This is a genomic window from Kitasatospora brasiliensis, assembly GCF_032654805.1.
Taxonomy (GTDB): Bacteria; Actinomycetota; Actinomycetes; order Streptomycetales; family Streptomycetaceae; genus Kitasatospora; species Kitasatospora brasiliensis.
This window is the reverse complement of the sequence record NZ_JAUOOW010000002.1, coordinates 906,319-923,561: the sequence shown is the minus strand read 5'-3', so window position 1 is coordinate 923,561 and position 17,243 is coordinate 906,319. Positions and strand designations below refer to the sequence as shown.

Annotated in this window: 28 protein-coding genes; all 28 read right to left on the bottom strand. The window is 67.2% G+C overall.

Going from position 1 to position 17,243, the window contains the following annotated elements; genetic code table 11:
- Positions 1-42 precede the first annotated feature (42 nt).
- Entirely contained in the window at positions 43-486 is a 444-nt protein-coding gene (rplM, locus tag QWJ13_RS12100) for a 50S ribosomal protein L13 (protein ID WP_045305876.1), read from the bottom strand.
- A 232-nt stretch (positions 487-718) separates the two neighbouring features.
- Positions 719-2,377, bottom strand: coding sequence for an ABC-F family ATP-binding cassette domain-containing protein (locus QWJ13_RS12095; RefSeq protein ID WP_316523637.1), 1,659 nt, complete (start codon positions 2,375-2,377; stop codon positions 719-721).
- 41 nt (positions 2,378-2,418) lie between these two features.
- Positions 2,419-3,333, bottom strand: a complete 915-nt coding sequence (gene truA / locus QWJ13_RS12090) for a tRNA pseudouridine(38-40) synthase TruA (RefSeq protein WP_316523635.1) — start codon at positions 3,331-3,333, stop codon at positions 2,419-2,421.
- A gap of 80 nt (positions 3,334-3,413) precedes the next feature.
- The gene (gene rplQ, locus QWJ13_RS12085; protein WP_316523633.1) at positions 3,414-3,881 is read right to left on the bottom strand and encodes a 50S ribosomal protein L17; all 468 of its coding nucleotides are present in this window, start codon (positions 3,879-3,881) and stop codon (positions 3,414-3,416) included.
- 127 nt (positions 3,882-4,008) lie between these two features.
- Positions 4,009-5,031 (bottom strand): DNA-directed RNA polymerase subunit alpha, encoded by a 1,023-nt coding sequence (locus QWJ13_RS12080; RefSeq protein WP_049649049.1) that lies wholly within the window; start codon positions 5,029-5,031, stop codon positions 4,009-4,011.
- Positions 5,032-5,161: 130 nt separating this feature from the next.
- The gene (rpsK, locus tag QWJ13_RS12075; protein WP_014136257.1) at positions 5,162-5,569 is read right to left on the bottom strand and encodes a 30S ribosomal protein S11; all 408 of its coding nucleotides are present in this window, start codon (positions 5,567-5,569) and stop codon (positions 5,162-5,164) included.
- A gap of 72 nt (positions 5,570-5,641) precedes the next feature.
- Entirely contained in the window at positions 5,642-6,022 is a 381-nt protein-coding gene (rpsM, locus tag QWJ13_RS12070; RefSeq protein ID WP_316523629.1) for a 30S ribosomal protein S13, read from the bottom strand.
- A 175-nt stretch (positions 6,023-6,197) separates the two neighbouring features.
- Positions 6,198-6,311, bottom strand: a complete 114-nt coding sequence (rpmJ, locus tag QWJ13_RS12065; RefSeq protein ID WP_003956441.1) for a 50S ribosomal protein L36 — start codon at positions 6,309-6,311, stop codon at positions 6,198-6,200.
- A gap of 33 nt (positions 6,312-6,344) precedes the next feature.
- Entirely contained in the window at positions 6,345-6,566 is a 222-nt protein-coding gene (gene infA / locus QWJ13_RS12060) for a translation initiation factor IF-1 (protein WP_003956442.1), read from the bottom strand.
- Positions 6,567-6,760: 194 nt separating this feature from the next.
- Positions 6,761-7,186, bottom strand: a complete 426-nt coding sequence (gene mscL, locus QWJ13_RS12055; protein WP_316523514.1) for a large conductance mechanosensitive channel protein MscL — start codon at positions 7,184-7,186, stop codon at positions 6,761-6,763.
- Positions 7,187-7,319: 133 nt separating this feature from the next.
- Positions 7,320-8,159 (bottom strand): type I methionyl aminopeptidase, encoded by an 840-nt coding sequence (gene map / locus QWJ13_RS12050; RefSeq protein WP_316523513.1) that lies wholly within the window; start codon positions 8,157-8,159, stop codon positions 7,320-7,322.
- A 118-nt stretch (positions 8,160-8,277) separates the two neighbouring features.
- Positions 8,278-8,931, bottom strand: a complete 654-nt coding sequence (locus QWJ13_RS12045; protein WP_316523512.1) for an adenylate kinase — start codon at positions 8,929-8,931, stop codon at positions 8,278-8,280.
- The gene (gene secY, locus QWJ13_RS12040) at positions 8,931-10,241 is read right to left on the bottom strand and encodes a preprotein translocase subunit SecY (RefSeq protein ID WP_316523511.1); all 1,311 of its coding nucleotides are present in this window, start codon (positions 10,239-10,241) and stop codon (positions 8,931-8,933) included. Before secY ends, QWJ13_RS12045 begins: the two co-directional genes overlap by 1 nt.
- Before the next feature lie 338 nt (positions 10,242-10,579).
- On the bottom strand, positions 10,580-11,032 hold the full coding sequence (gene rplO / locus QWJ13_RS12035; protein ID WP_030280790.1) for a 50S ribosomal protein L15: 453 nt from the start codon (positions 11,030-11,032) through the stop codon (positions 10,580-10,582).
- A gap of 2 nt (positions 11,033-11,034) precedes the next feature.
- Entirely contained in the window at positions 11,035-11,217 is a 183-nt protein-coding gene (rpmD, locus tag QWJ13_RS12030; RefSeq protein WP_030251557.1) for a 50S ribosomal protein L30, read from the bottom strand.
- Positions 11,217-11,837, bottom strand: a complete 621-nt coding sequence (gene rpsE, locus QWJ13_RS12025) for a 30S ribosomal protein S5 (RefSeq protein ID WP_316523510.1) — start codon at positions 11,835-11,837, stop codon at positions 11,217-11,219. The genes rpmD and rpsE overlap by 1 nt, the downstream gene beginning before the upstream one ends.
- A 48-nt stretch (positions 11,838-11,885) precedes the next feature.
- Positions 11,886-12,269 (bottom strand): 50S ribosomal protein L18, encoded by a 384-nt coding sequence (rplR, locus tag QWJ13_RS12020; RefSeq protein ID WP_316523509.1) that lies wholly within the window; start codon positions 12,267-12,269, stop codon positions 11,886-11,888.
- 3 nt (positions 12,270-12,272) lie between these two features.
- Positions 12,273-12,812: a 50S ribosomal protein L6 gene (gene rplF / locus QWJ13_RS12015; RefSeq protein WP_316523508.1), complete on the bottom strand. Its 540-nt coding sequence runs from the start codon at positions 12,810-12,812 to the stop codon at positions 12,273-12,275.
- A gap of 22 nt (positions 12,813-12,834) precedes the next feature.
- Complete coding sequence (gene rpsH, locus QWJ13_RS12010; protein ID WP_316523507.1) at positions 12,835-13,242, bottom strand: 30S ribosomal protein S8; 408 nt, start codon at positions 13,240-13,242, stop codon at positions 12,835-12,837.
- A gap of 267 nt (positions 13,243-13,509) precedes the next feature.
- On the bottom strand, positions 13,510-13,695 hold the full coding sequence (locus QWJ13_RS12005) for a type Z 30S ribosomal protein S14 (protein WP_030055830.1): 186 nt from the start codon (positions 13,693-13,695) through the stop codon (positions 13,510-13,512).
- A 4-nt stretch (positions 13,696-13,699) separates the two neighbouring features.
- Positions 13,700-14,269, bottom strand: coding sequence for a 50S ribosomal protein L5 (gene rplE, locus QWJ13_RS12000; protein WP_316523506.1), 570 nt, complete (start codon positions 14,267-14,269; stop codon positions 13,700-13,702).
- The gene (rplX, locus tag QWJ13_RS11995; protein ID WP_030263484.1) at positions 14,269-14,580 is read right to left on the bottom strand and encodes a 50S ribosomal protein L24; all 312 of its coding nucleotides are present in this window, start codon (positions 14,578-14,580) and stop codon (positions 14,269-14,271) included. Before rplX ends, rplE begins: the two co-directional genes overlap by 1 nt.
- 15 nt (positions 14,581-14,595) lie before the next feature.
- Positions 14,596-14,967, bottom strand: a complete 372-nt coding sequence (gene rplN / locus QWJ13_RS11990) for a 50S ribosomal protein L14 (RefSeq protein WP_030300391.1) — start codon at positions 14,965-14,967, stop codon at positions 14,596-14,598.
- A 102-nt stretch (positions 14,968-15,069) separates the two neighbouring features.
- A complete protein-coding gene (gene rpsQ / locus QWJ13_RS11985) occupies positions 15,070-15,342 on the bottom strand; it encodes a 30S ribosomal protein S17 (RefSeq protein ID WP_030280777.1) in 273 nt (90 codons plus the stop codon).
- On the bottom strand, positions 15,342-15,566 hold the full coding sequence (gene rpmC / locus QWJ13_RS11980) for a 50S ribosomal protein L29 (RefSeq protein ID WP_316523505.1): 225 nt from the start codon (positions 15,564-15,566) through the stop codon (positions 15,342-15,344). The genes rpsQ and rpmC overlap by 1 nt, the downstream gene beginning before the upstream one ends.
- Positions 15,566-15,985, bottom strand: coding sequence for a 50S ribosomal protein L16 (rplP, locus tag QWJ13_RS11975; RefSeq protein WP_030457415.1), 420 nt, complete (start codon positions 15,983-15,985; stop codon positions 15,566-15,568). The genes rpmC and rplP overlap by 1 nt, the downstream gene beginning before the upstream one ends.
- Before the next feature lie 5 nt (positions 15,986-15,990).
- Positions 15,991-16,815: a 30S ribosomal protein S3 gene (gene rpsC / locus QWJ13_RS11970; RefSeq protein WP_316523504.1), complete on the bottom strand. Its 825-nt coding sequence runs from the start codon at positions 16,813-16,815 to the stop codon at positions 15,991-15,993.
- On the bottom strand, positions 16,815-17,162 hold the full coding sequence (gene rplV / locus QWJ13_RS11965; protein ID WP_030280773.1) for a 50S ribosomal protein L22: 348 nt from the start codon (positions 17,160-17,162) through the stop codon (positions 16,815-16,817). The genes rpsC and rplV overlap by 1 nt, the downstream gene beginning before the upstream one ends.
- Positions 17,163-17,243 lie beyond the last annotated feature (81 nt).

Below are 17,243 nucleotides of genomic sequence, written 5' to 3'. Positions count from 1 at the left end.
GTTCCTCAGCTCTTTTCAGTGTTGGGGGGCTTGGTGGCCGAATTACTGCGCGACCTGGGTGATCTCGAACGGCACCGGCTGCTGGGCAGCGTGCGGGTGCTGGTCGCCCGAGTAGACCTTCAGCTTCGAGAGCATCTGGCGGCCCAGGCTGTTCTTGGGGATCATGCCCTTGATGGCCTTCTCGACGGCCTTCTCCGGGTTCTTCTCCAGGAGGTCGTCGTAGCGGACCGAGCGGAGACCGCCCGGGAAACCGCTGTGGCGGTAGGCCAGCTTCTGGGTCTTCTTGTTACCCGACAGGTGCACCTTGTCCGCGTTGATGATGATGACGAAGTCACCAGTGTCAACGTGCGGCGCGTAGATCGCCTTGTGCTTACCCCGGAGGAGGTTGGCGGCCTGGGAAGCCAGGCGGCCGAGCACGACGTCGGTCGCGTCGATGACGTGCCACTGACGCTGGACGTCGCCGGGCTTGGGGCTGTACGTACGCACGGTCGTAGCCTTCGCTTTTCAGTGAGTGAGTCCTGACAGGAGCACCTGGACGGAAGAGCAGTCTGGCCATCCTTGGACGCAATTCAAGGGGGACCGCTGGTCGACGACCTGATGTCTCCGGCGTACCGACCTCTCACGTGAGAAAGAGCGAGCCAATACGCACATCAAGCGTCCAGGTTACCGGCACGGCCCGAAGCGGTCAAAAATCGCCGGGAACCCTCCGGGCCGTCACTCAGCGTTCGCGCTCCACCCGGGTCACGTCCCAGACCGGCTCCGGCGCCTCGAACACCTTGCCGTCCGCGCCGAACACCAGGAAGCGGTCGAAGGTCTTGGCGAACCAACGGTCGTGGGTGACGCACAGCACGGTGCCCTCGAAGGCCTCCAGCCCGGCCTGGAGCGCCTCGGCGCTCTCCAGGTCCAGGTTGTCGGTCGGCTCGTCGAGCAGCAGGGCCGTCACCCCGGAGAGTTCCAGCTTGAGGATCATCAGCCGGGCCTGCTGCCCGCCGGACAGCGACTCGAACTTCTGCTCCTCCTGGCGGTCCAGCTCGTACCGGCGCAGCGCGCCCATCGCGGCGCCGCGGCTGAGCGCGTGCTCCTCCTCCACGATCGAGCGCACGGTGCGGCCGAACAGCTCCGGGTGGGCGTGGGTCTGCCGGAAGTGGCCGGGCACGACCCGGGCGCCGAGCTTCCAGGAACCGCTGTGGGCGACCGTCTCGTCGCCGGCCAGCAGCCGCAGCAGGTGCGACTTGCCGGCGCCGTTGGCGCCCAGCACCGCGACCCGCTCGCCGTAGAAGACCTCCAGGTCGAAGGGCCGCATCAGGCCGGTGAGCTCCAGCTGCTCCAGGGTGAAGGAGCGCATCCCGGTGCGGCCGCCCTTGAGCCGCATGGTGATGCTCTGCTCGCGCGGGGGCTCCTCCGGCCGCCCGGCCTCCTCGAACTTCTTCAGCCGGGTCTGGGCGGCGGCGTAGCGGGTGGCCAGGGCGTGGCTGACGGCCGCGGCCTGGCGCAGGGTGACGACCAGCTTCTTGAGCTTGGCGTGCTCCTCGTCCCAGCGCCGGCCCAGCTCCTCGAAGCGCGCGAAGCGGTCCTTGCGGGCCTCGTGGAAGGAGTCGAAGCCGCCGCCGTGCACCCAGACGCTGCTGCCGGCCGCACCGGACTCCACCGAGATGATCTTGTCGGCGGTCTTGGAGAGCAGCTCGCGGTCGTGCGAGATGTACAGGACGGTCTTCGAGGTGGCCTTGATCGCCTCCTCCAGCCAGCGCTTGGCCGGGACGTCCAGGTAGTTGTCGGGCTCGTCGAGCAGCAGCACCTCTTCGGGGCCGCGCAGCAGCGCCTCCAGCACCAGCCGCTTCTGCTCGCCGCCGGAGAGGGTGTTCAGGCCGCGCCACTGGGCCTTGTCGAAGGGCATCCCCAGGGCCGCCATGGTGCAGACGTCCCAGTCGGTCTCGTAGTCGTAGCCGCCGACGTCGGCCCAGTCCGAGAGGGACTGGGCGTAGGCCATCTGGGTCTTCTCGTCGTCCTGGGCGATCATCGCCAGCTCGGCGGCGTCCACCGCGCGGGCCGCCTTGGCGATCCGCTCCGGGGCGACGGAGACCAGCAGGTCGCGCACCGAGGCGTCGGCCGGCAGCGCGCCGGGGGTGGACTGCTGGTCCTCGCGGCCGGTGGTGCCGACGAACTGGCGCATCACGCCGAGCCCGCCGCTGATCGTCACCGAGCCGCCGTGCGGCTGGAGGTCCCCCGCGATCATCCTCAGCAGGGTGGTCTTGCCGGCCCCGTTGGCACCGACCAGGGCGACCGCGGCACCTTCGCCGACCCGGAAGGACGCGTCGTCGAACAGCACCCGCCCGTCAGGAAGGTAGTACTCCAGGTGTGAAATTTCGACGTGTCCCATGGGAGGGATTGTCCCAAGCGGACGCGCCGGGCCAAAACGGATTACCCGTCGGCGGCCGGCTGCCCGGGCAGGGTGCGCATCCGCCGGGCCGCGCGGTTGCGTTCGGCCAGCTGGTCGTCCGGCGGGTAGCCGACCTCCTCCAGCGTGAGCCCGTACGGCCGGATCACGTTGACGGCGGAGTTGCGCACCCCGCCGGCCAGCACCTCGCCGGGGAACTCCACCGGCCGGTGCCCGTCGCCGACCAGCAGCATCGCGCCGACCAGCGCCCGGACCATGTTGTGGCAGAAGGCGTCGGCCCGGACGGTGGCGACCGCGAGCGAGCCCTCCTGGGCGGCGTAGGTGTCCACCGGGACGCGGTCCCAGTGGAGCTCCAGCAGGGTGCGGATGGTGGTGGCCCCCTCGCGCTTCTTGCAGTACGCGGCGAAGTCGTGCTCGCCGAGCAGCAGCTTCGCCGCCGCGTTCATCTTCTCCACGTCCAGCGGGCGGTCGTGCCAGAGCACGTGGCCGCGCAGCAGCGGGTCCACCCCGCCGGGGTGGTCGGCGACCCGGTACGCGTAGCGGCGCCAGATCGCCGAGAAGCGGGCGTCGAACCCGGCCGGCGCCTCGCCGACCCGGTAGATCCGGACGTCCCCGGGCAGCCGGCCGGCCAGCCGGCGCAGCAGCTTCTCCCGGTGCGCCTCCCACAGCTCGGCCGGCAGGTCGACGTGGGCGACCTGGCCGCGGGCGTGCACCCCGGCGTCGGTGCGGCCGGCCACGGTCAGCGGGAACAGCTCCGGGCTGCGGGTGACGATCTGGAGCGCGGTCTCGATCTCCTCCTGGACCGTCCGGCGGCCGCCCTTCTGGCGGGCCCAGCCGGAGAACTCGGCGCCCTGGTAGGCGAGGTCCAGCCGGACCCGGACGTACCCGTCGGCCGGGCCGTCCTTCACCGGCGGCTGCTCGGCGCAATCGTTGACCACTGCTCTTCACTCCCTGGACATGAGGAACGGGCCCGCTCCCCCACGGATGGGAGAGCGGGCCCGCAACACACCTAGCGGTGTCAGGCCTGCTCGGCGGCCTCGGCCTCGGTGGCCTCGACCTTGGCGTCGGCCTCCTTGACGGCACGCTTGGTGGCGGCCTCGGCCTCGCCGACGGCGGTCTGCGCGACGGTCAGCGCCTCGACCAGCTCGATCACGGCCATCGGGGCGTTGTCGCCACGACGGGGACCGATCTTGGTGATGCGGGTGTAGCCACCCGGGCGGTTCTCGTAGCGCGGCGCGATCTCGGTGAAGAGGGTGTGCAGCACCGAGATGTCGGTGATGGTCTTGCGCACCAGGCGACGGTTGTGGATGTCGCCCTTCTTCGCCTTGGTGATCAGCTTCTCCGCCAGCGGGCGCATCCGACGGGCCTTGGCCTCGGTCGTGGTGATGCGGCCGTACTGGAACAGCTCACGGCACAGGCCGGCGAGCAGCAGCGGCTCGTGGTGCGGGCCACCGCCCAGGCGGGCACCCTTGGTGGGACGCGGCATGGAATTACTCCTTGAATCTCCGACTGCGGCCGTACCAGGTACCGCAGCGGGCGTACGGGCACGGTGCCCGCACGACTTTCACGACGACGGGGGCGGCTCCGTGGAACCGCCCCCGCGGCCAATTCTCTTAGTACTGCTCGGTCTCGGCGAAGTGCGAGTCGTCGAGGTCGTCGGCGCCGAAGGCGTCGGCGGCAGCGGTCGGGTCGAACCCGGGCGGGCTGTCCTTGAGGGCCAGGCCCATGCCGGCCAGCTTCGCCTTGACCTCGTCGATCGACTTCGCACCGAAGTTGCGGATGTCGAGCAGGTCGGCCTCGGAGCGGGCGACGAGCTCACCCACGGTGTGGATGCCCTCGCGCTTGAGGCAGTTGTAGGAGCGGACGGTGAGTTCCAGCTCCTCGATCGGCAGCGCCAGGTCGGCGGCCAGGGCGGCGTCCGTCGGGGACGGGCCCATGTCGATGCCCTCGGCGTCGATGTTCAGCTCGCGGGCGAGACCGAACAGCTCGACCAGGGTCTTGCCGGCCGAGGCCATGGCGTCACGCGGACGCATGGCGGGCTTGGTCTCGACGTCGACGATCAGCTTGTCGAAGTCGGTCCGCTGCTCGACACGGGTGGCCTCGACCTTGTAGGTGACCTTCAGCACGGGGCTGTAGATCGAGTCGACCGGGATGCGGCCGATCTCCTGGCCGGAGGCCTTGTTCTGGACGGCGGAGACGTAGCCGCGACCGCGCTCGACGGTCAGCTCCATCTCCAGCTTGCCCTTGCCGTTCAGCGTGGCGAGGACCAGCTCCGGGTTGTGCACCTCGACACCCGCCGGCGGGGCGATGTCGGCGGCGGTGACGACACCCGGGCCCTGCTTGCGCAGGTACATCACGACCGGCTCGTCGTGCTCCGAGGAGACGACCAGCTGCTTGATGTTGAGGATGAGGTCGGTCACGTCCTCCTTGACGCCCGGCACGGTGGTGAACTCGTGCAGGACGCCGTCGATGCGGATGCTGGTGACAGCGGCACCCGGGATCGACGACAGGAGCGTGCGGCGCAGGGAGTTGCCGAGGGTGTAGCCGAAGCCCGGCTCCAGCGGCTCGATCACGAACCGCGAGCGGAACTCGTCGACGACCTCTTCGGTCAGCGAAGGACGCTGAGCGATAAGCATGGGGAGGTTCCTCCAGTTGGTTTCGGCACCCACTATTTGATGCCGACAGGACCAAGCGTACGGGGTCCCGCGAAGAAGCAGGACCCCGTACGAGGTTTACAGCAGGTGCTGCGTGCCCGAAGGCGCTGCGTCAGACGCGGCGGCGCTTCGGCGGACGGCAGCCGTTGTGCGGGGTGGGGGTGACGTCCTGGATCGAGCCGACCTCCAGGCCGGTGGCCTGGAGCGAGCGGATCGCGGTCTCGCGGCCGGAGCCCGGACCCTTGACGAAGACGTCAACCTTGCGCATGCCGTGCTCCTGCGCGCGACGGGCAGCGGCCTCGGCGGCCATCTGCGCGGCGAACGGGGTGGACTTGCGCGAGCCCTTGAAGCCGACGTGGCCGGCGGAGGCCCAGGAGATCACGTTGCCCGACGGGTCGGTGATCGAAACGATGGTGTTGTTGAACGTGCTCTTGATGTGCGCGTGGCCGTGAGCGACGTTCTTCTTTTCCTTGCGGCGGATCTTCTTCGCGCCGGCAGCCTGACGACCCTTGGGGGGCATAAGTCTGTTCTCCTACTGAGGTGGTCGGTCCGCTGACCCGCGGGCCGGAGGGATGTCCGGTTACGGGACGGACTACTTCTTGCCCGGCTTCTTCTTACCGGCGATCGCGCGACGCGGGCCCTTGCGGGTACGCGCGTTGGTGTGGGTGCGCTGGCCGCGGACCGGCAGGCCACGGCGGTGACGCAGACCCTCGTAGCAGCCGATCTCGACCTTGCGGCGGATGTCGGCGGCCACCTCACGGCGGAGGTCACCCTCGACCGTGTAGTTGGCGTCGATGTACTGGCTCAGCTTGACCAGGTCGTCCTCGGTGATGTCACGGACGCGAACGTCCGGGTTGACACCGGTCTCGGCCAGGGTCTGCTGGGCGCGGGTACGGCCGATGCCGTACACGTAGGTGAGGGCGATCTCGATCCGCTTCTCACGGGGGAGATCAACGCCGGCGAGGCGTGCCATTCAAGGCTCCTGTGGTTCTTCAGAGGTCTTGCGTGCTACCTACTCCAACACCTCACGGTGAGGGAGCCCCGGCCTCTGCGCCGGGGGCGGCAGTCCGTCCGCGGGGGACGGATCGGGTAGCCCGCTTATGACGTTTTCGCGTCGCGCGAAGTACTACGAGAAATGCTGGAGAGCGTCAGCCCTGGCGCTGCTTGTGGCGCAGGTTGTCGCAGATCACCATGACCCGGCCGTGACGGCGGATCACCTTGCACTTGTCGCAGATCTTCTTGACGCTCGGCTTGACCTTCATGTTTCAGGTTCTCCGGGTCTAGATCTGACGTTCTTACTTGTAGCGGTAGACGATCCGGCCGCGCGTGAGGTCGTAGGGGCTGAGCTCCACGACGACCCGGTCGTCCGGCAGGATGCGGATGTAGTGCATGCGCATCTTGCCACTGATGTGCGCGAGGACCTTGTGACCGTTCTGCAGCTCGACCTTGAACATCGCGTTCGGAAGAGACTCGATCACGGTGCCCTCGATCTCAATGGCGCCTTGCTTCTTAGCCATGAACTGCGAGATCCACCTTCCGGGACCGGCTACCGTATGCGGAACGCTCGTGCGAACCTGGGTTCACCCCACCCCCGAAGGGAAGAGGGCGTGCTGAAGCACGCTACGAGTGAGCCGACGGTCCATCCTACGCCAGCGCGAGCCCCCCACCAAAACCGGGGTCCCGGAAAGCGGCCACCGTCACACCGGTGGCCTCAGGCCCCGGCGGAGGCCGTCTGCGGCTCGACGTGGGCGGTGCAGGCCGAGCAGCGGCGGGCGGCCAGCGGAATCTCGGTCAGGCACTCCGGGCAGGGGCGCTTCGGCGTCTTCGGCTTCTGCGGCATGTAGCGCGCGGTCGCCTTGGTGATCGGCAGCACCACGCAGAAGTACAGCACCGCGGCGGTCATCAGGAAGGCGATGACCACGTTGAGGAACTGGCCGTAGGGGAAGGTGACCCCGGCGATGGTCGCCTGGTACGAGCTGAAGTCACCGGCCGCACCGACCACCACACCCACCAGCGGGGTGAGGAAGGCGGACACGAACCCGGTCACCACCGCGGTGAACGCGGCACCGATGACGACACCGACCGCCATGTCGACGACGTTGCCGCGCATCATGAAGTCGCGGAATCCCTTGAGCACGTGCTGTCTCCTGCTCGCTCGTGTGTGCCACTGCTGACCCTGCCAGCGGATAAAAATAGGACAAAAGCCCTGGAGGTCCAAACCTCCAGGGCCCTGATCCCTTGTCAGCAGCGGCTTTCGGACGCCTTCGCGACTACGCGAGGGGGTCCGGAGCTGCGGTGATGCCCAGCTTGGCCAACTCCGCCTTGCCGCCGTCGAAGGCGGTCAGCACCAGCGGGCCCTGCTCGGTGACGGCCACCGAGTGCTCCCAGTGCGAGGCCCAGGTGCCGTCGTTGGTGACGACCGTCCAGTCGTCCTCCAGCACGGTGGTGTGCGGGGTGCCGAGCGAGACCATCGGCTCGATCGCCAGCACGGTGCCGGGGACGAGCTTCGGACCCTTGCCGCGGCCGCGCTCGACGTAGTTCAGCACGTGCGGCTCCATGTGCATCGCGGTGCCGATGCCGTGGCCGCCGTAGCCCTCGGTGATGCCCCACTTGCCCTTGGGCGGCAGCGGCTGGCGGCGGATGTAGCCCTCGATCGCCTTGGAGACGTCCACCAGGCGGTTGTTCTTCTTCATCTGGGCGATGCCGGCCCACATCGAGCCCTCGGTCACCCGGCTCAGCATCTCGACCTCCGGGCTGACCTCGCCGACCGCCACGGTGATCGCCGAGTCGCCGTGCCAGCCGTCCAGGATGGCGCCGCAGTCGATCGAGATGACGTCGCCCTCCTGGAGCACCCGGTCGCCGGGGATGCCGTGCACGACCTCGTTGTTCACCGAGGCGCAGATCACACCCGGGAACCAGAGCCCGCCGTGGTGGGCGCGGAAGTTCGAGGTGGCACCGTGGTCGGTGATGACCTTGTCCGCGATGTCGTTGAGCTCCTGGGTGGTCACCCCCGGGACGACCGCCTCACGGCAGGCCTTGAGGGCCTCGGCGACGACCAGCCCGGCCGCTCGCATCTTCGCGATCTGCTCGGGGGTCTTGATCTCCACCATCTGGTCACGCCTTCCAAGTCCGGATTACCACTGCTTACCACCGTACGACGCCGAAACGGCCGGGCCACCCGCACTGGGCGGGCGACCCGGCCGTACCGTTCGTACGTTCGCCGAGAGCTCAGCTCTCCTGCTTCAGCGCCTCGATCGCTCGGGCGGTGACCTCGTCCACCTTGCCGAGGGCCGGGATCGTCACCAGCAGGCCCTGCTGCACGTAGTAGTCGATGATCGGCTCGGTCTCCGTGTGGTAGACCTCCAGGCGCACCCGCACGGCCTCCTCGGTGTCGTCCGAGCGCTGGTACAGCTCGCCGCCGCACTCGTCGCAGACGCCCTCGGCCTTCGGCGGGTTGTAGGCGACGTGGAAGACGTGGCTGCCGTCCTTGCGGCACAGGCGACGGCCCGCGATCCGCTTGACGACCTCGTCCTCGGGGACCTCCAGGTCCAGCACGCCGTCCAGCTTGATGCCCTGCTCGGCGAGGAACTCGTCCAGCGCCTTCGCCTGGCCCAGGTTGCGCGGGAAGCCGTCGAGCAGGAAGCCGTGGGCGGCGTCCTCCTGGAGCATCCGGTCCTTGGCCATCCCGATGGTGACCTCGTCCGGCACCAGCCGGCCCGCGTCCATGTAGCTCTTGGCCTCAAGCCCCAGCGGGGTGCCCTGGCCGATGTTGGCGCGGAAAAGGTCGCCGGTGGAGATGTGGGGAATGGACAGGGTCTTGGCGAGCAAGTGCGCCTGAGTACCCTTCCCGGCCCCGGGAGGACCAACGAGGACGATACGCATCAGCGGAGGAACCCTTCGTAATTGCGCTGCTGGAGCTGGCTCTCGATCTGCTTCACAGTTTCGAGTCCGACGCCGACGACGATGAGCACGCTGGTGCCGCCGAACGGGAAGTTGGTCTGCTGTCCGAAGGCGACCAGGGCGATCATCGGGATCAACGCGATCAGGCCCAGGTAGAGCGAACCCGGCCACGTGATTCGGGTCAGCACGTAGTTCAGGTACTCGGCCGTCGGTCGGCCGGCCCGGATGCCCGGGATGAACCCACCATACTTCTTCATGTTGTCGGCAACTTCTTCGGGGTTGAAGGAGATGGCGACGTAGAAGAAGGCGAAGAAGACGATCAGCAGGAAGTAGGTGGCCATGTAGATCGGGTGGTCACCCTTGACGAAGTTCGTCCGGATCCACGTCGCCCAGCCCGCCTGGCTGTTGGTCAGCTGGACCACCAGGGCCGGGATGTACAGCAGCGACGAGGCGAAGATGACCGGGATGACACCGGCCTGGTTCACCTTGAGCGGGATGTAGGTCGACGTGCCGCCGAAGGCCCGGCGGCCGATCATCCGCTTCGCGTACTGGACCGGGATCCGGCGCTGCGCCTGCTCGACGAAGATCACCAGCATCACGACGATGACGCCGACCGCGATCACCGAGAGGAACTCGACCCAACCGCCACCGATGGTGCCGGTGGTCTTGATGTTCCACATGCTGGAGGGGAACTGCGCGGCGATCGAGGTGAAGATCAGCAGCGACATGCCGTTGCCGATGCCGCGGTCGGTGATCAGCTCGCCCAGCCACATGATGACCGTGGTGCCGGCGGTCATCGTGAGCACCATGACGGCGATCCGGAACACGCCGGTGTCCGGGACGATCTGGTTGGCCAGCGGGCAGCCGGAGAACAGCGCGCCGCTGGAGGCCGTCGCCACGATGCCGGTGCCCTGGAGCACGGCGAGCGCGATGGTCAGGTACCGGGTGTACTGGGTGATCTTCGCCTGGCCGGCCTGTCCCTCCTTCTTCAGCATCTCCAGTCGCGGGATCACGACGGTGAGGAGCTGGAGGATGATGCTCGCCGTGATGTACGGCATGATGCCGAGGGCGAAAATCGTCAGCTGGAGGAGCGCGCCCCCGCTGAACAGGTTGACGAGTCCGAAGAGGCCACTGTTCTTCGTGTCCTTCACACACTCGTTCACGGCCGTGAAACTCACGCCCGGGATCGGAATGTGCGAGCCCAGCCGGAACAGCACCATGATGCCCAGCGTGAACAGCAGCTTCTTGCGCAGGTCGGGCGTCTGGAACGCCCGCGCGAACGCACTGAGCACGGTGCCTCCTGCGCCTCCCGCGCGTCGTCGGCGGGAGGGTCGGTCCTGAATGGGGAGTTTGCGGTTCGGGTTCCCGTACAGATGGCACAGGCGAGCCTACGCGCAGCCTACAAGGGAACTCCACGGACTCTAACAGTGCGCGGCCACTCCGAAGAAGCGTGTACCGCCGCTCCCCCACGCATGGGGTACGGGATGCCCGGTTTTGCCACACAAAAGAACGAGCGCCGACACGGCCGCGGGCCTCGAAAGCGGCCCTCGAAAAAGGACGGCTCCGGAAACGGAACGAGCCCCGCACCTCCCGAAGGAGGTGCGGGGCTCGTAAGCCGGAGTCAGCGGGCTCAGACGAGCTCGGTGACCGTACCGCCGGCAGCCTTGATCTTCTCGGCGGCCGAACCGGAGACGGCGTCGACCGTCACCTGGAGGGCGACCGAGACCTCGCCGGTGCCGAGCACCTTGACGAGGGAGTTCTTGCGAACGGCGCCCTTGGCGACCAGGTCCTCGACCGTGACCTCTCCACCCTGCGGGTAGAGCTCGGCCAGCTTGTCCAGGTTGACAACCTGGAACGTGATCTTGAACGGGTTCTTGAAGCCCTTCAGCTTCGGCAGACGCATGTGGAGCGGCATCTGGCCACCCTCGAAGCGCTGCGGAACCTGGTAGCGGGCCTTGGTGCCCTTGGTACCACGACCAGCGGTCTTACCCTTGGAGCCCTCACCACGACCCACACGGATCTTGTCGGTCTTGGCACCCGGGGCGGGCCGCAGGTTGTGGATCTTGATCGGGTTGTCGCCCATGATCAGTCCACCTCCTCAACCGTCACCAGGTGACGGACCGTCTGGGCCATCCCGCGGATCTCGGGACGGTCCTCCTTCACCACGACGTCGTGCATGCGCTTGAGACCAAGCGAACGCAGGGTGTCACGGTGATTCTGCTTGCTGCCGATGTACGACTTGGTCTGCGTGATCTTCAGGCGAGCCATCAGGCGCTCACCCCAGCAGCACGCGCCCGCAGCAGAGCGGCGGGGGCCACGTCCTCCAGCGGCAGACCACGACGGGCGGCGATCTCCTCGGGGCGAACGAGGCCCTTCAGAGCCACCACGGTGGCGTGCACGATGTTGATCGCGTTGTCCGAGCCGAGCGACTTCGACAGGATGTCGTGGATGCCGGCGCACTCCAGGACGGCGCGCACCGGACCACCGGCGATAACACCGGTACCGGGGGCGGCGGGCTTCAGCAGCACGACGCCGGCGGCCTTCTCACCCTGGATCGGGTGCGGGATGGTGCCCTGGATACGGGGGACCTTGAAGAAGTTCTTCTTGGCCTCCTCAACACCCTTGGCGATGGCGGCCGGAACCTCCTTCGCCTTGCCGTAACCGACACCCACGGTGCCCTCGCCATCGCCCACCACGACGAGCGCGGTGAAGCTGAAGCGACGGCCACCCTTGACAACCTTGGCGACACGGTTGATCGCGACGACGCGCTCGACGTAAGCGGTCTTCTCGACAGCCGGGGCGTTGCCCTGACCGTCACGCTTACGGTCGCGCCGCTCGCCACCCGTGCCGCGACCGGCGCCGCCTTCGCGGCGCTGGGGTCCAGCCATTGGAATTACCTCTCTCGTTTACGTCCGTCGACAGAGTCGACGAGCGGCTTAGAAGTCGAGCCCGGCCTCGCGAGCCGCGTCCGCCAGGGCGGCGATGCGGCCGGCGTACCGGTTGCCCGCGCGGTCGAAGACGACCGACTCGATGCCGGCGGCCTTGGCGCGCTCGGCGACCAGGCTCCCGACCTTCTTGGCCAGCTCGGTCTTGTCGCCCTCGGTGCCCTTGATGGACACGTCGAGGGTGGACGCCGACGCCAGGGTGTGACCCTGCGCGTCGTCGATGACCTGGGCGACCATGTGACGGTTCGAGCGCGTCACGACGAGGCGCGGACGCGCCACGGTGCCGACGACGCGCTTGCGAACGCGGATCGCGCGGCGCTTGCGAGCGGCGCTCTTGTAGGCGTTGCCCTTGCCGATCTTGACAGAGACGCTCATCGCTTACTTACCACTCTTTCCGACCTTGCGGCGGATGACCTCGCCCGCGTACTTGACGCCCTTGGCCTTGTACGGGTCGGGCTTGCGCAGCTTGCGGATGTTCGCGGCGACCTCGCCGACCTTCTGCTTGTCGATGCCGTCCACGTGGAACTTGGTGGGCGACTCGACGACGAAGGAGATGCCCTCCGGCGCAGAGACCAGGATCGGGTGGCTGTAGCCGAGCGAGAACTCCATGTCGGAGCCCTTCGCGTTCACACGGTAACCAACACCGCTGATCTCCAGCGACTTGCGGTAGCCCTGGGTCACACCGGTGATCATGTTCGCCACCAGCGTGCGGGTCAGGCCGTGCAGGGCCTTAGAGCGACGCTCGTCGTTGGGGCGGGTGACGAGCACGGTGCCGTCCTCGCCCTTGCCGATCTCGATCGGCTCGGCGACGACGTGGGTGAGCGAGCCCTTCGGGCCCTTCACCGAGACCGCCTGGCCATCGATGGTGACGTCCACGCCAGCGGGGACCTGGATGGGCAGCCGTCCAATGCGCGACATTGCTGTACCTCCGTTTCCCGAATTACCAGACGTAGGCGAGAACTTCTCCGCCTACGCCCTTCTTGGCGGCCTGCTTGTCGGTCAGGAGGCCGGACGACGTGGAGATGATCGCCACGCCCAGGCCGCCGAGAACCTTCGGCAGGTTGGTGGACTTTGCGTAAACGCGCAGACCCGGCTTGCTGATGCGCTTGATGCCGGCGATGGAGCGCTCACGGTTGGGGCCGAACTTGAGCTCGATGGTCAGCTTCTTGCCGACCTCGCCCTCAGCGGGCTCCTCAACCTTGTAGGAGGAGATGTACCCCTCCTGCTGGAGGATCTGGGCGACGTGCGCCTTGATCTTGCTCGACGGCATCGCGACAGAGTCGTGGTACGCCGAGTTCGCGTTACGCAGACGCGTGAGCATGTCTGCGATGGGGTCGGTCATGGTCATGATGGCCTCAGGCCTCTCTCGCCGTGGTTTCTCCGCACCAGGTCCCCCTTTCGCACTCTCGCGAGTTCGTCAGGGGCACAAGCGCAGGGGACCTACGACGTAGTAAGACTGGGTGCGAGCCCTCCCAGAAGAGGACCACGGGCATCCATGGGGAAGCCGCGGCAGGGGGCCCGACCCCACAACCTTACGGGAACCGTACGGTAGGCCCAAAACGGACCGGTGTGGGATCGGGCACCTCTACGTCGCTGCGTGCCTAAAGCGCCTGGATTACCAGGAGCTCTTGGTCACGCCCGGCAGCTCGCCGCGGTGCGCCATCTCACGGAGGCAGACACGGCACAGGCCGAACTTGCGGTACACCGAGTGCGGACGGCCGCAGCGCTGGCACCGGGTGTAGGCCCGGACGCCGAACTTCGGCTTGCGCTCGGACTTCGCGATGAGGGACTTCTTCGCCATTGGCTCACGCCTCCTTGAACGGGAAGCCCAGAGCGCGCAGGAGCGCCCGGCCCTCGTCGTCGGTCTGAGCGGTGGTCACGACGGTGATGTCCATACCGCGCTGACGGTCGACCTTGTCCTGGTCGATCTCGTGGAACATAACCTGCTCGGTCAGACCGAAGGTGTAGTTGCCACGGCCGTCGAACTGCTTCGGGGAGAGGCCACGGAAGTCACGGATACGCGGCAGGGCCAGCGACACCAGACGGTCCAGGAACTCCCACATGCGGTCACCGCGGAGGGTGACGTGGGTGCCGATCGGCTGGCCCTCGCGCAGCTTGAACTGCGCGATGGACTTGCGAGCCTTGGTCACGGCCGGCTTCTGACCGGTGATCGCGGTCAGGTCGCGGATCGCGCCCTCGATCAGCTTGCTGTCACGGGCAGCCTCGCCGACACCCATGTTGACCACGACCTTGACCAGGCCGGGGATCAGCATGACGTTCTCGTACTTGAACTGCTCGTGCAGCTGGCCCTTGATCTCGGAGTTGTAACGCTCCTTGAGGCGGGGGGCCACCTTCTCAACAGACGTCTCAGACATCAGATGTCCTCACCGGTTCGCTTGGCAACGCGAATCTTGTTGCCCTGGTCGTCGAAGCGGTAGCCGACGCGGGTGACGACCTTCTTGCCGTCCTTCTCCACGACCAGCTGGACGTTGGAGACGTGCACCGGGGCCTCGACGGTCACGATGCCACCCTGGGTACCCGGACCCGGCTTGGTGTGCTTCTTGACCCGGTTGACACCCTCGACGAGGACCTTGTTCTCAGCCGGCATGGCCTGGATGACCTTGCCCTGCTTGCCCTTGTCCTTGCCGGTGATGACCTGAACCAGGTCACCCTTCTTGATCTTCATGCTGTTCGCCATGGGTCAGAGCACCTCCGGCGCCAGCGAGATGATCTTCATGAACTTCTTGTCGCGCAGCTCGCGGCCCACCGGGCCGAAGATGCGCGTACCACGGGGGTCACCGTCGGTGTTCTTCAGAACGACCGCAGCGTTCTCGTCGAAACGGATGTACGAGCCATCCGGACGACGACGCTCCTTGACGGTGCGGACGACGACGCACTTGACGACGTCACCCTTCTTCACCGAACCACCGGGGATCGCGTCCTTGACGGTGGCGACGATGACGTCCCCGATACCGGCGTAGCGGCGACCGGAGCCACCGAGAACACGGATGCAAAGGATCTCCTTGGCACCAGTGTTGTCGGCGACACGCAGTCGCGACTCCTGCTGGATCACAGCTTTCTCCTGATCGTCAACGAGAGTCGACGGGCCGGCCGCTGCTCACATCGGCGTCCCATCGGGACCCGCTGCACATACGGCCGTACCACATCGGCTTCGTTACTTGGCCTTCTCGAGGATCTCGACGACGCGCCAGCGCTTCGTCGCGGACAGCGGGCGGGTCTCCGCGAGGAGAACCCGGTCGCCCACGCCGCACGCGTTCTGCTCGTCGTGCGCCTTCAGCTTGTTCGTACGGCGAATGACCTTGCCGTACAGAGCGTGCTTGACGCGGTCCTCGACGGCGACGACGACGGTCTTGTCCATCTTGTCGCTGACGACGAGACCCTCACGGGTCTTGCGGAAACCGCGCGTCTCGTTGGTGTTCTCAGTCATCAGGCGTTCTCCACCGTCTCGATGCCCAGCTCGCGCTCGCGCATCAGGGTGTAGATCCGCGCGATGTCCTTACGGACCAGCTTGAGCCGTCCGTGGTTGTCGAGCTGCCCGGTCGCCGCCTGGAAGCGGAGGTTGAACAGCTCCTCCTTGGCCTCGCGGAGCTTGGCAACGAGGGCCTCGTTGTCCAGCTGACGAAGCTCAGCAGCCTTGATAGCGGCCGACATCAGCTTTCACCGTCCTCGCGCCGGACGATCCGGCACTTCATCGGAAGCTTGTGCGCGGCACGGGTGAGCGCCTCGCGAGCAATCTTCTCGTTCGGGTACGACAGCTCGAACATGACCCGACCCGGGTGCACGTTCGCGATCCACCACTCCGGCGAACCCTTACCGGAACCCATGCGGGTCTCGGCCGGCTTCTTGGTGAGCGGGCGGTCCGGGTAGATGTTGATCCAGACCTTGCCGCCACGACGGATGTGACGGGTGATCGCGATACGAGCGGACTCGATCTGACGGTTCGTCACGTAGGCCGGGGTCACGGCCTGGATGCCGAACTGGCCGAACGCCAGCTCGGTGCCACCCTTGGCAGCGCCGCGGCGCTTCGGGTGGTGCTGCTTGCGGTGCTTGACCCGACGGGGGATCAGCATTGGGGTCAGGCCTCCGTTCCGGTGTTCTCAGCAGCCGGAGCCTCGGCGGCCGGGGCCGCGGGGGCCTCGGCAGCGGCGGGACGACGGCCACGGCCACCGCGCTCGCCACCACGGCGCTCGCCACCGCGGGCGGGACGACCACCCTCGGGACGGGCCGGGCGGTTACCCGAGCGGGCAGCGGCGTTCTCAGCGCGGACCTCGGCGATGTTCTTGACGTCGCCCTTGTAGATCCAGACCTTCACGCCGATGCGGCCGAAGGTGGTCTTGGCCTCGAAGAAGCCGTAGTCGACGTTCGCACGCAGGGTGTGCAGCGGCACGCGACCCTCGCGGTAGAACTCCGAACGGCTCATCTCGGCGCCGCCGAGACGACCGGAGCACTGGACCTTGATGCCCTTGGCGCCGGACTTCATGGTGCCCTGCATCGACTTGCGCATGGCACGACGGAAGGAGACACGGGAGGACAGCTGCTCCGCGACGCCCTGAGCCACGAGCTGGGCGTCCAGCTCGGGGTTCTTGACCTCAAGGATGTTCAGCTGGACCTGCTTGCCGGTCAGCTTCTCCAGGTTGCCCCGGATCTTGTCGGCCTCCGCGCCGCGGCGACCGATCACGATGCCCGGGCGGGCGGTGTGGATGTCCACGCGGACGCGGTCACGGGTGCGCTCGATCTCGACCTTGGAGATGCCGGCGCGCTCCATGCCCTTCGTCATGAGACGACGGATGGCGACGTCTTCCTTGACGTAGTCCTTGTACAGCTTGTCGGCGTACCAACGGGACTTGAAGTCCGTGCTGATGCCGAGGCGGAACCCGTGCGGGTTAACCTTCTGGCCCATTACCGGGTCCCTTCCTTGCTGCTGACGACCACGGTGATGTGGCTGGTCCGCTTGCGGATCCGGTAGGCGCGGCCCTGGGCACGCGGACGGAACCGCTTCAGGGTCGGGCCCTCGTCAACGTACGCCTCGGAGATGTAGAGGTCGTCCACGTTGGAGTGGTTGTAGTTGTGCGCGGCGTTGGCAATGGCGCTGTCGAGCACCTTGCCGACCGGCACGGTGGCTGCCTGCGGAGCGAAACGCAGGACGGCCTGGGCCTCCGTGGCATTCATGCCACGGATGAGGTCCACCACGCGGCGGGCCTTCATGGGCGTCACGCGGATGTACCGCGCCTGTGCCCTGGCTTCCATGGTTGTCCCCTTAATGGAGTAAGTCATTGAGTCTTCTTGGCGCGCAAGCTCAGCCCGTGGCCCGGAGGCCACGTTGGGCCA

Excerpts from the sequence above, each read along its gene's own strand:
- infA (WP_003956442.1), bottom strand. The coding sequence starts at position 6,566 with ATGGCTAAGAAGCAAGGCGCCATTGAGATCGAGGGCACCGTGATCGAG.
- rplQ (WP_316523633.1), bottom strand. The coding sequence starts at position 3,881 with ATGCCGCGTCCCACCAAGGGTGCCCGCCTGGGCGGTGGCCCGCACCAC.
- QWJ13_RS12080 (WP_049649049.1), bottom strand. The coding sequence starts at position 5,031 with ATGCTTATCGCTCAGCGTCCTTCGCTGACCGAAGAGGTCGTCGACGAG.
- rplF (WP_316523508.1), bottom strand. The coding sequence starts at position 12,812 with ATGTCGCGCATTGGACGGCTGCCCATCCAGGTCCCCGCTGGCGTGGAC.
- rplP (WP_030457415.1), bottom strand. The coding sequence starts at position 15,985 with ATGCTGATCCCCCGTCGGGTCAAGCACCGCAAGCAGCACCACCCGAAG.
- rplV (WP_030280773.1), bottom strand. The coding sequence starts at position 17,162 with ATGGAAGCCAGGGCACAGGCGCGGTACATCCGCGTGACGCCCATGAAG.
- rpmD (WP_030251557.1), bottom strand. The coding sequence starts at position 11,217 with ATGGCTCGCCTGAAGATCACGCAGACCAAGTCGTACATCGGCAGCAAG.
- QWJ13_RS12005 (WP_030055830.1), bottom strand. The coding sequence starts at position 13,695 with ATGGCGAAGAAGTCCCTCATCGCGAAGTCCGAGCGCAAGCCGAAGTTC.
- rpsM (WP_316523629.1), bottom strand. The coding sequence starts at position 6,022 with ATGGCACGCCTCGCCGGCGTTGATCTCCCCCGTGAGAAGCGGATCGAG.
- rpsQ (WP_030280777.1), bottom strand. The coding sequence starts at position 15,342 with ATGACTGAGAACACCAACGAGACGCGCGGTTTCCGCAAGACCCGTGAG.
- QWJ13_RS12045 (WP_316523512.1), bottom strand. The coding sequence starts at position 8,931 with ATGCGTATCGTCCTCGTTGGTCCTCCCGGGGCCGGGAAGGGTACTCAG.
- QWJ13_RS12095 (WP_316523637.1), bottom strand. The coding sequence starts at position 2,377 with ATGGGACACGTCGAAATTTCACACCTGGAGTACTACCTTCCTGACGGG.
- rpsE (WP_316523510.1), bottom strand. The coding sequence starts at position 11,837 with ATGGCTGGACCCCAGCGCCGCGAAGGCGGCGCCGGTCGCGGCACGGGT.
- rplO (WP_030280790.1), bottom strand. The coding sequence starts at position 11,032 with ATGGGCGACAACCCGATCAAGATCCACAACCTGCGGCCCGCCCCGGGT.
- map (WP_316523513.1), bottom strand. The coding sequence starts at position 8,159 with ATGGTGGAGATCAAGACCCCCGAGCAGATCGCGAAGATGCGAGCGGCC.
- rplE (WP_316523506.1), bottom strand. The coding sequence starts at position 14,269 with ATGTCTGAGACGTCTGTTGAGAAGGTGGCCCCCCGCCTCAAGGAGCGT.
- rpsC (WP_316523504.1), bottom strand. The coding sequence starts at position 16,815 with ATGGGCCAGAAGGTTAACCCGCACGGGTTCCGCCTCGGCATCAGCACG.
- rpsH (WP_316523507.1), bottom strand. The coding sequence starts at position 13,242 with ATGACCATGACCGACCCCATCGCAGACATGCTCACGCGTCTGCGTAAC.
- rpmC (WP_316523505.1), bottom strand. The coding sequence starts at position 15,566 with ATGTCGGCCGCTATCAAGGCTGCTGAGCTTCGTCAGCTGGACAACGAG.
- rpsK (WP_014136257.1), bottom strand. The coding sequence starts at position 5,569 with ATGCCCCCCAAGGGTCGTCAGGCTGCCGGCGCGAAGAAGATCCGCCGC.
- rpmJ (WP_003956441.1), bottom strand. The coding sequence starts at position 6,311 with ATGAAGGTCAAGCCGAGCGTCAAGAAGATCTGCGACAAGTGCAAGGTG.
- rplR (WP_316523509.1), bottom strand. The coding sequence starts at position 12,269 with ATGAGCGTCTCTGTCAAGATCGGCAAGGGCAACGCCTACAAGAGCGCC.
- rplX (WP_030263484.1), bottom strand. The coding sequence starts at position 14,580 with ATGAAGATCAAGAAGGGTGACCTGGTTCAGGTCATCACCGGCAAGGAC.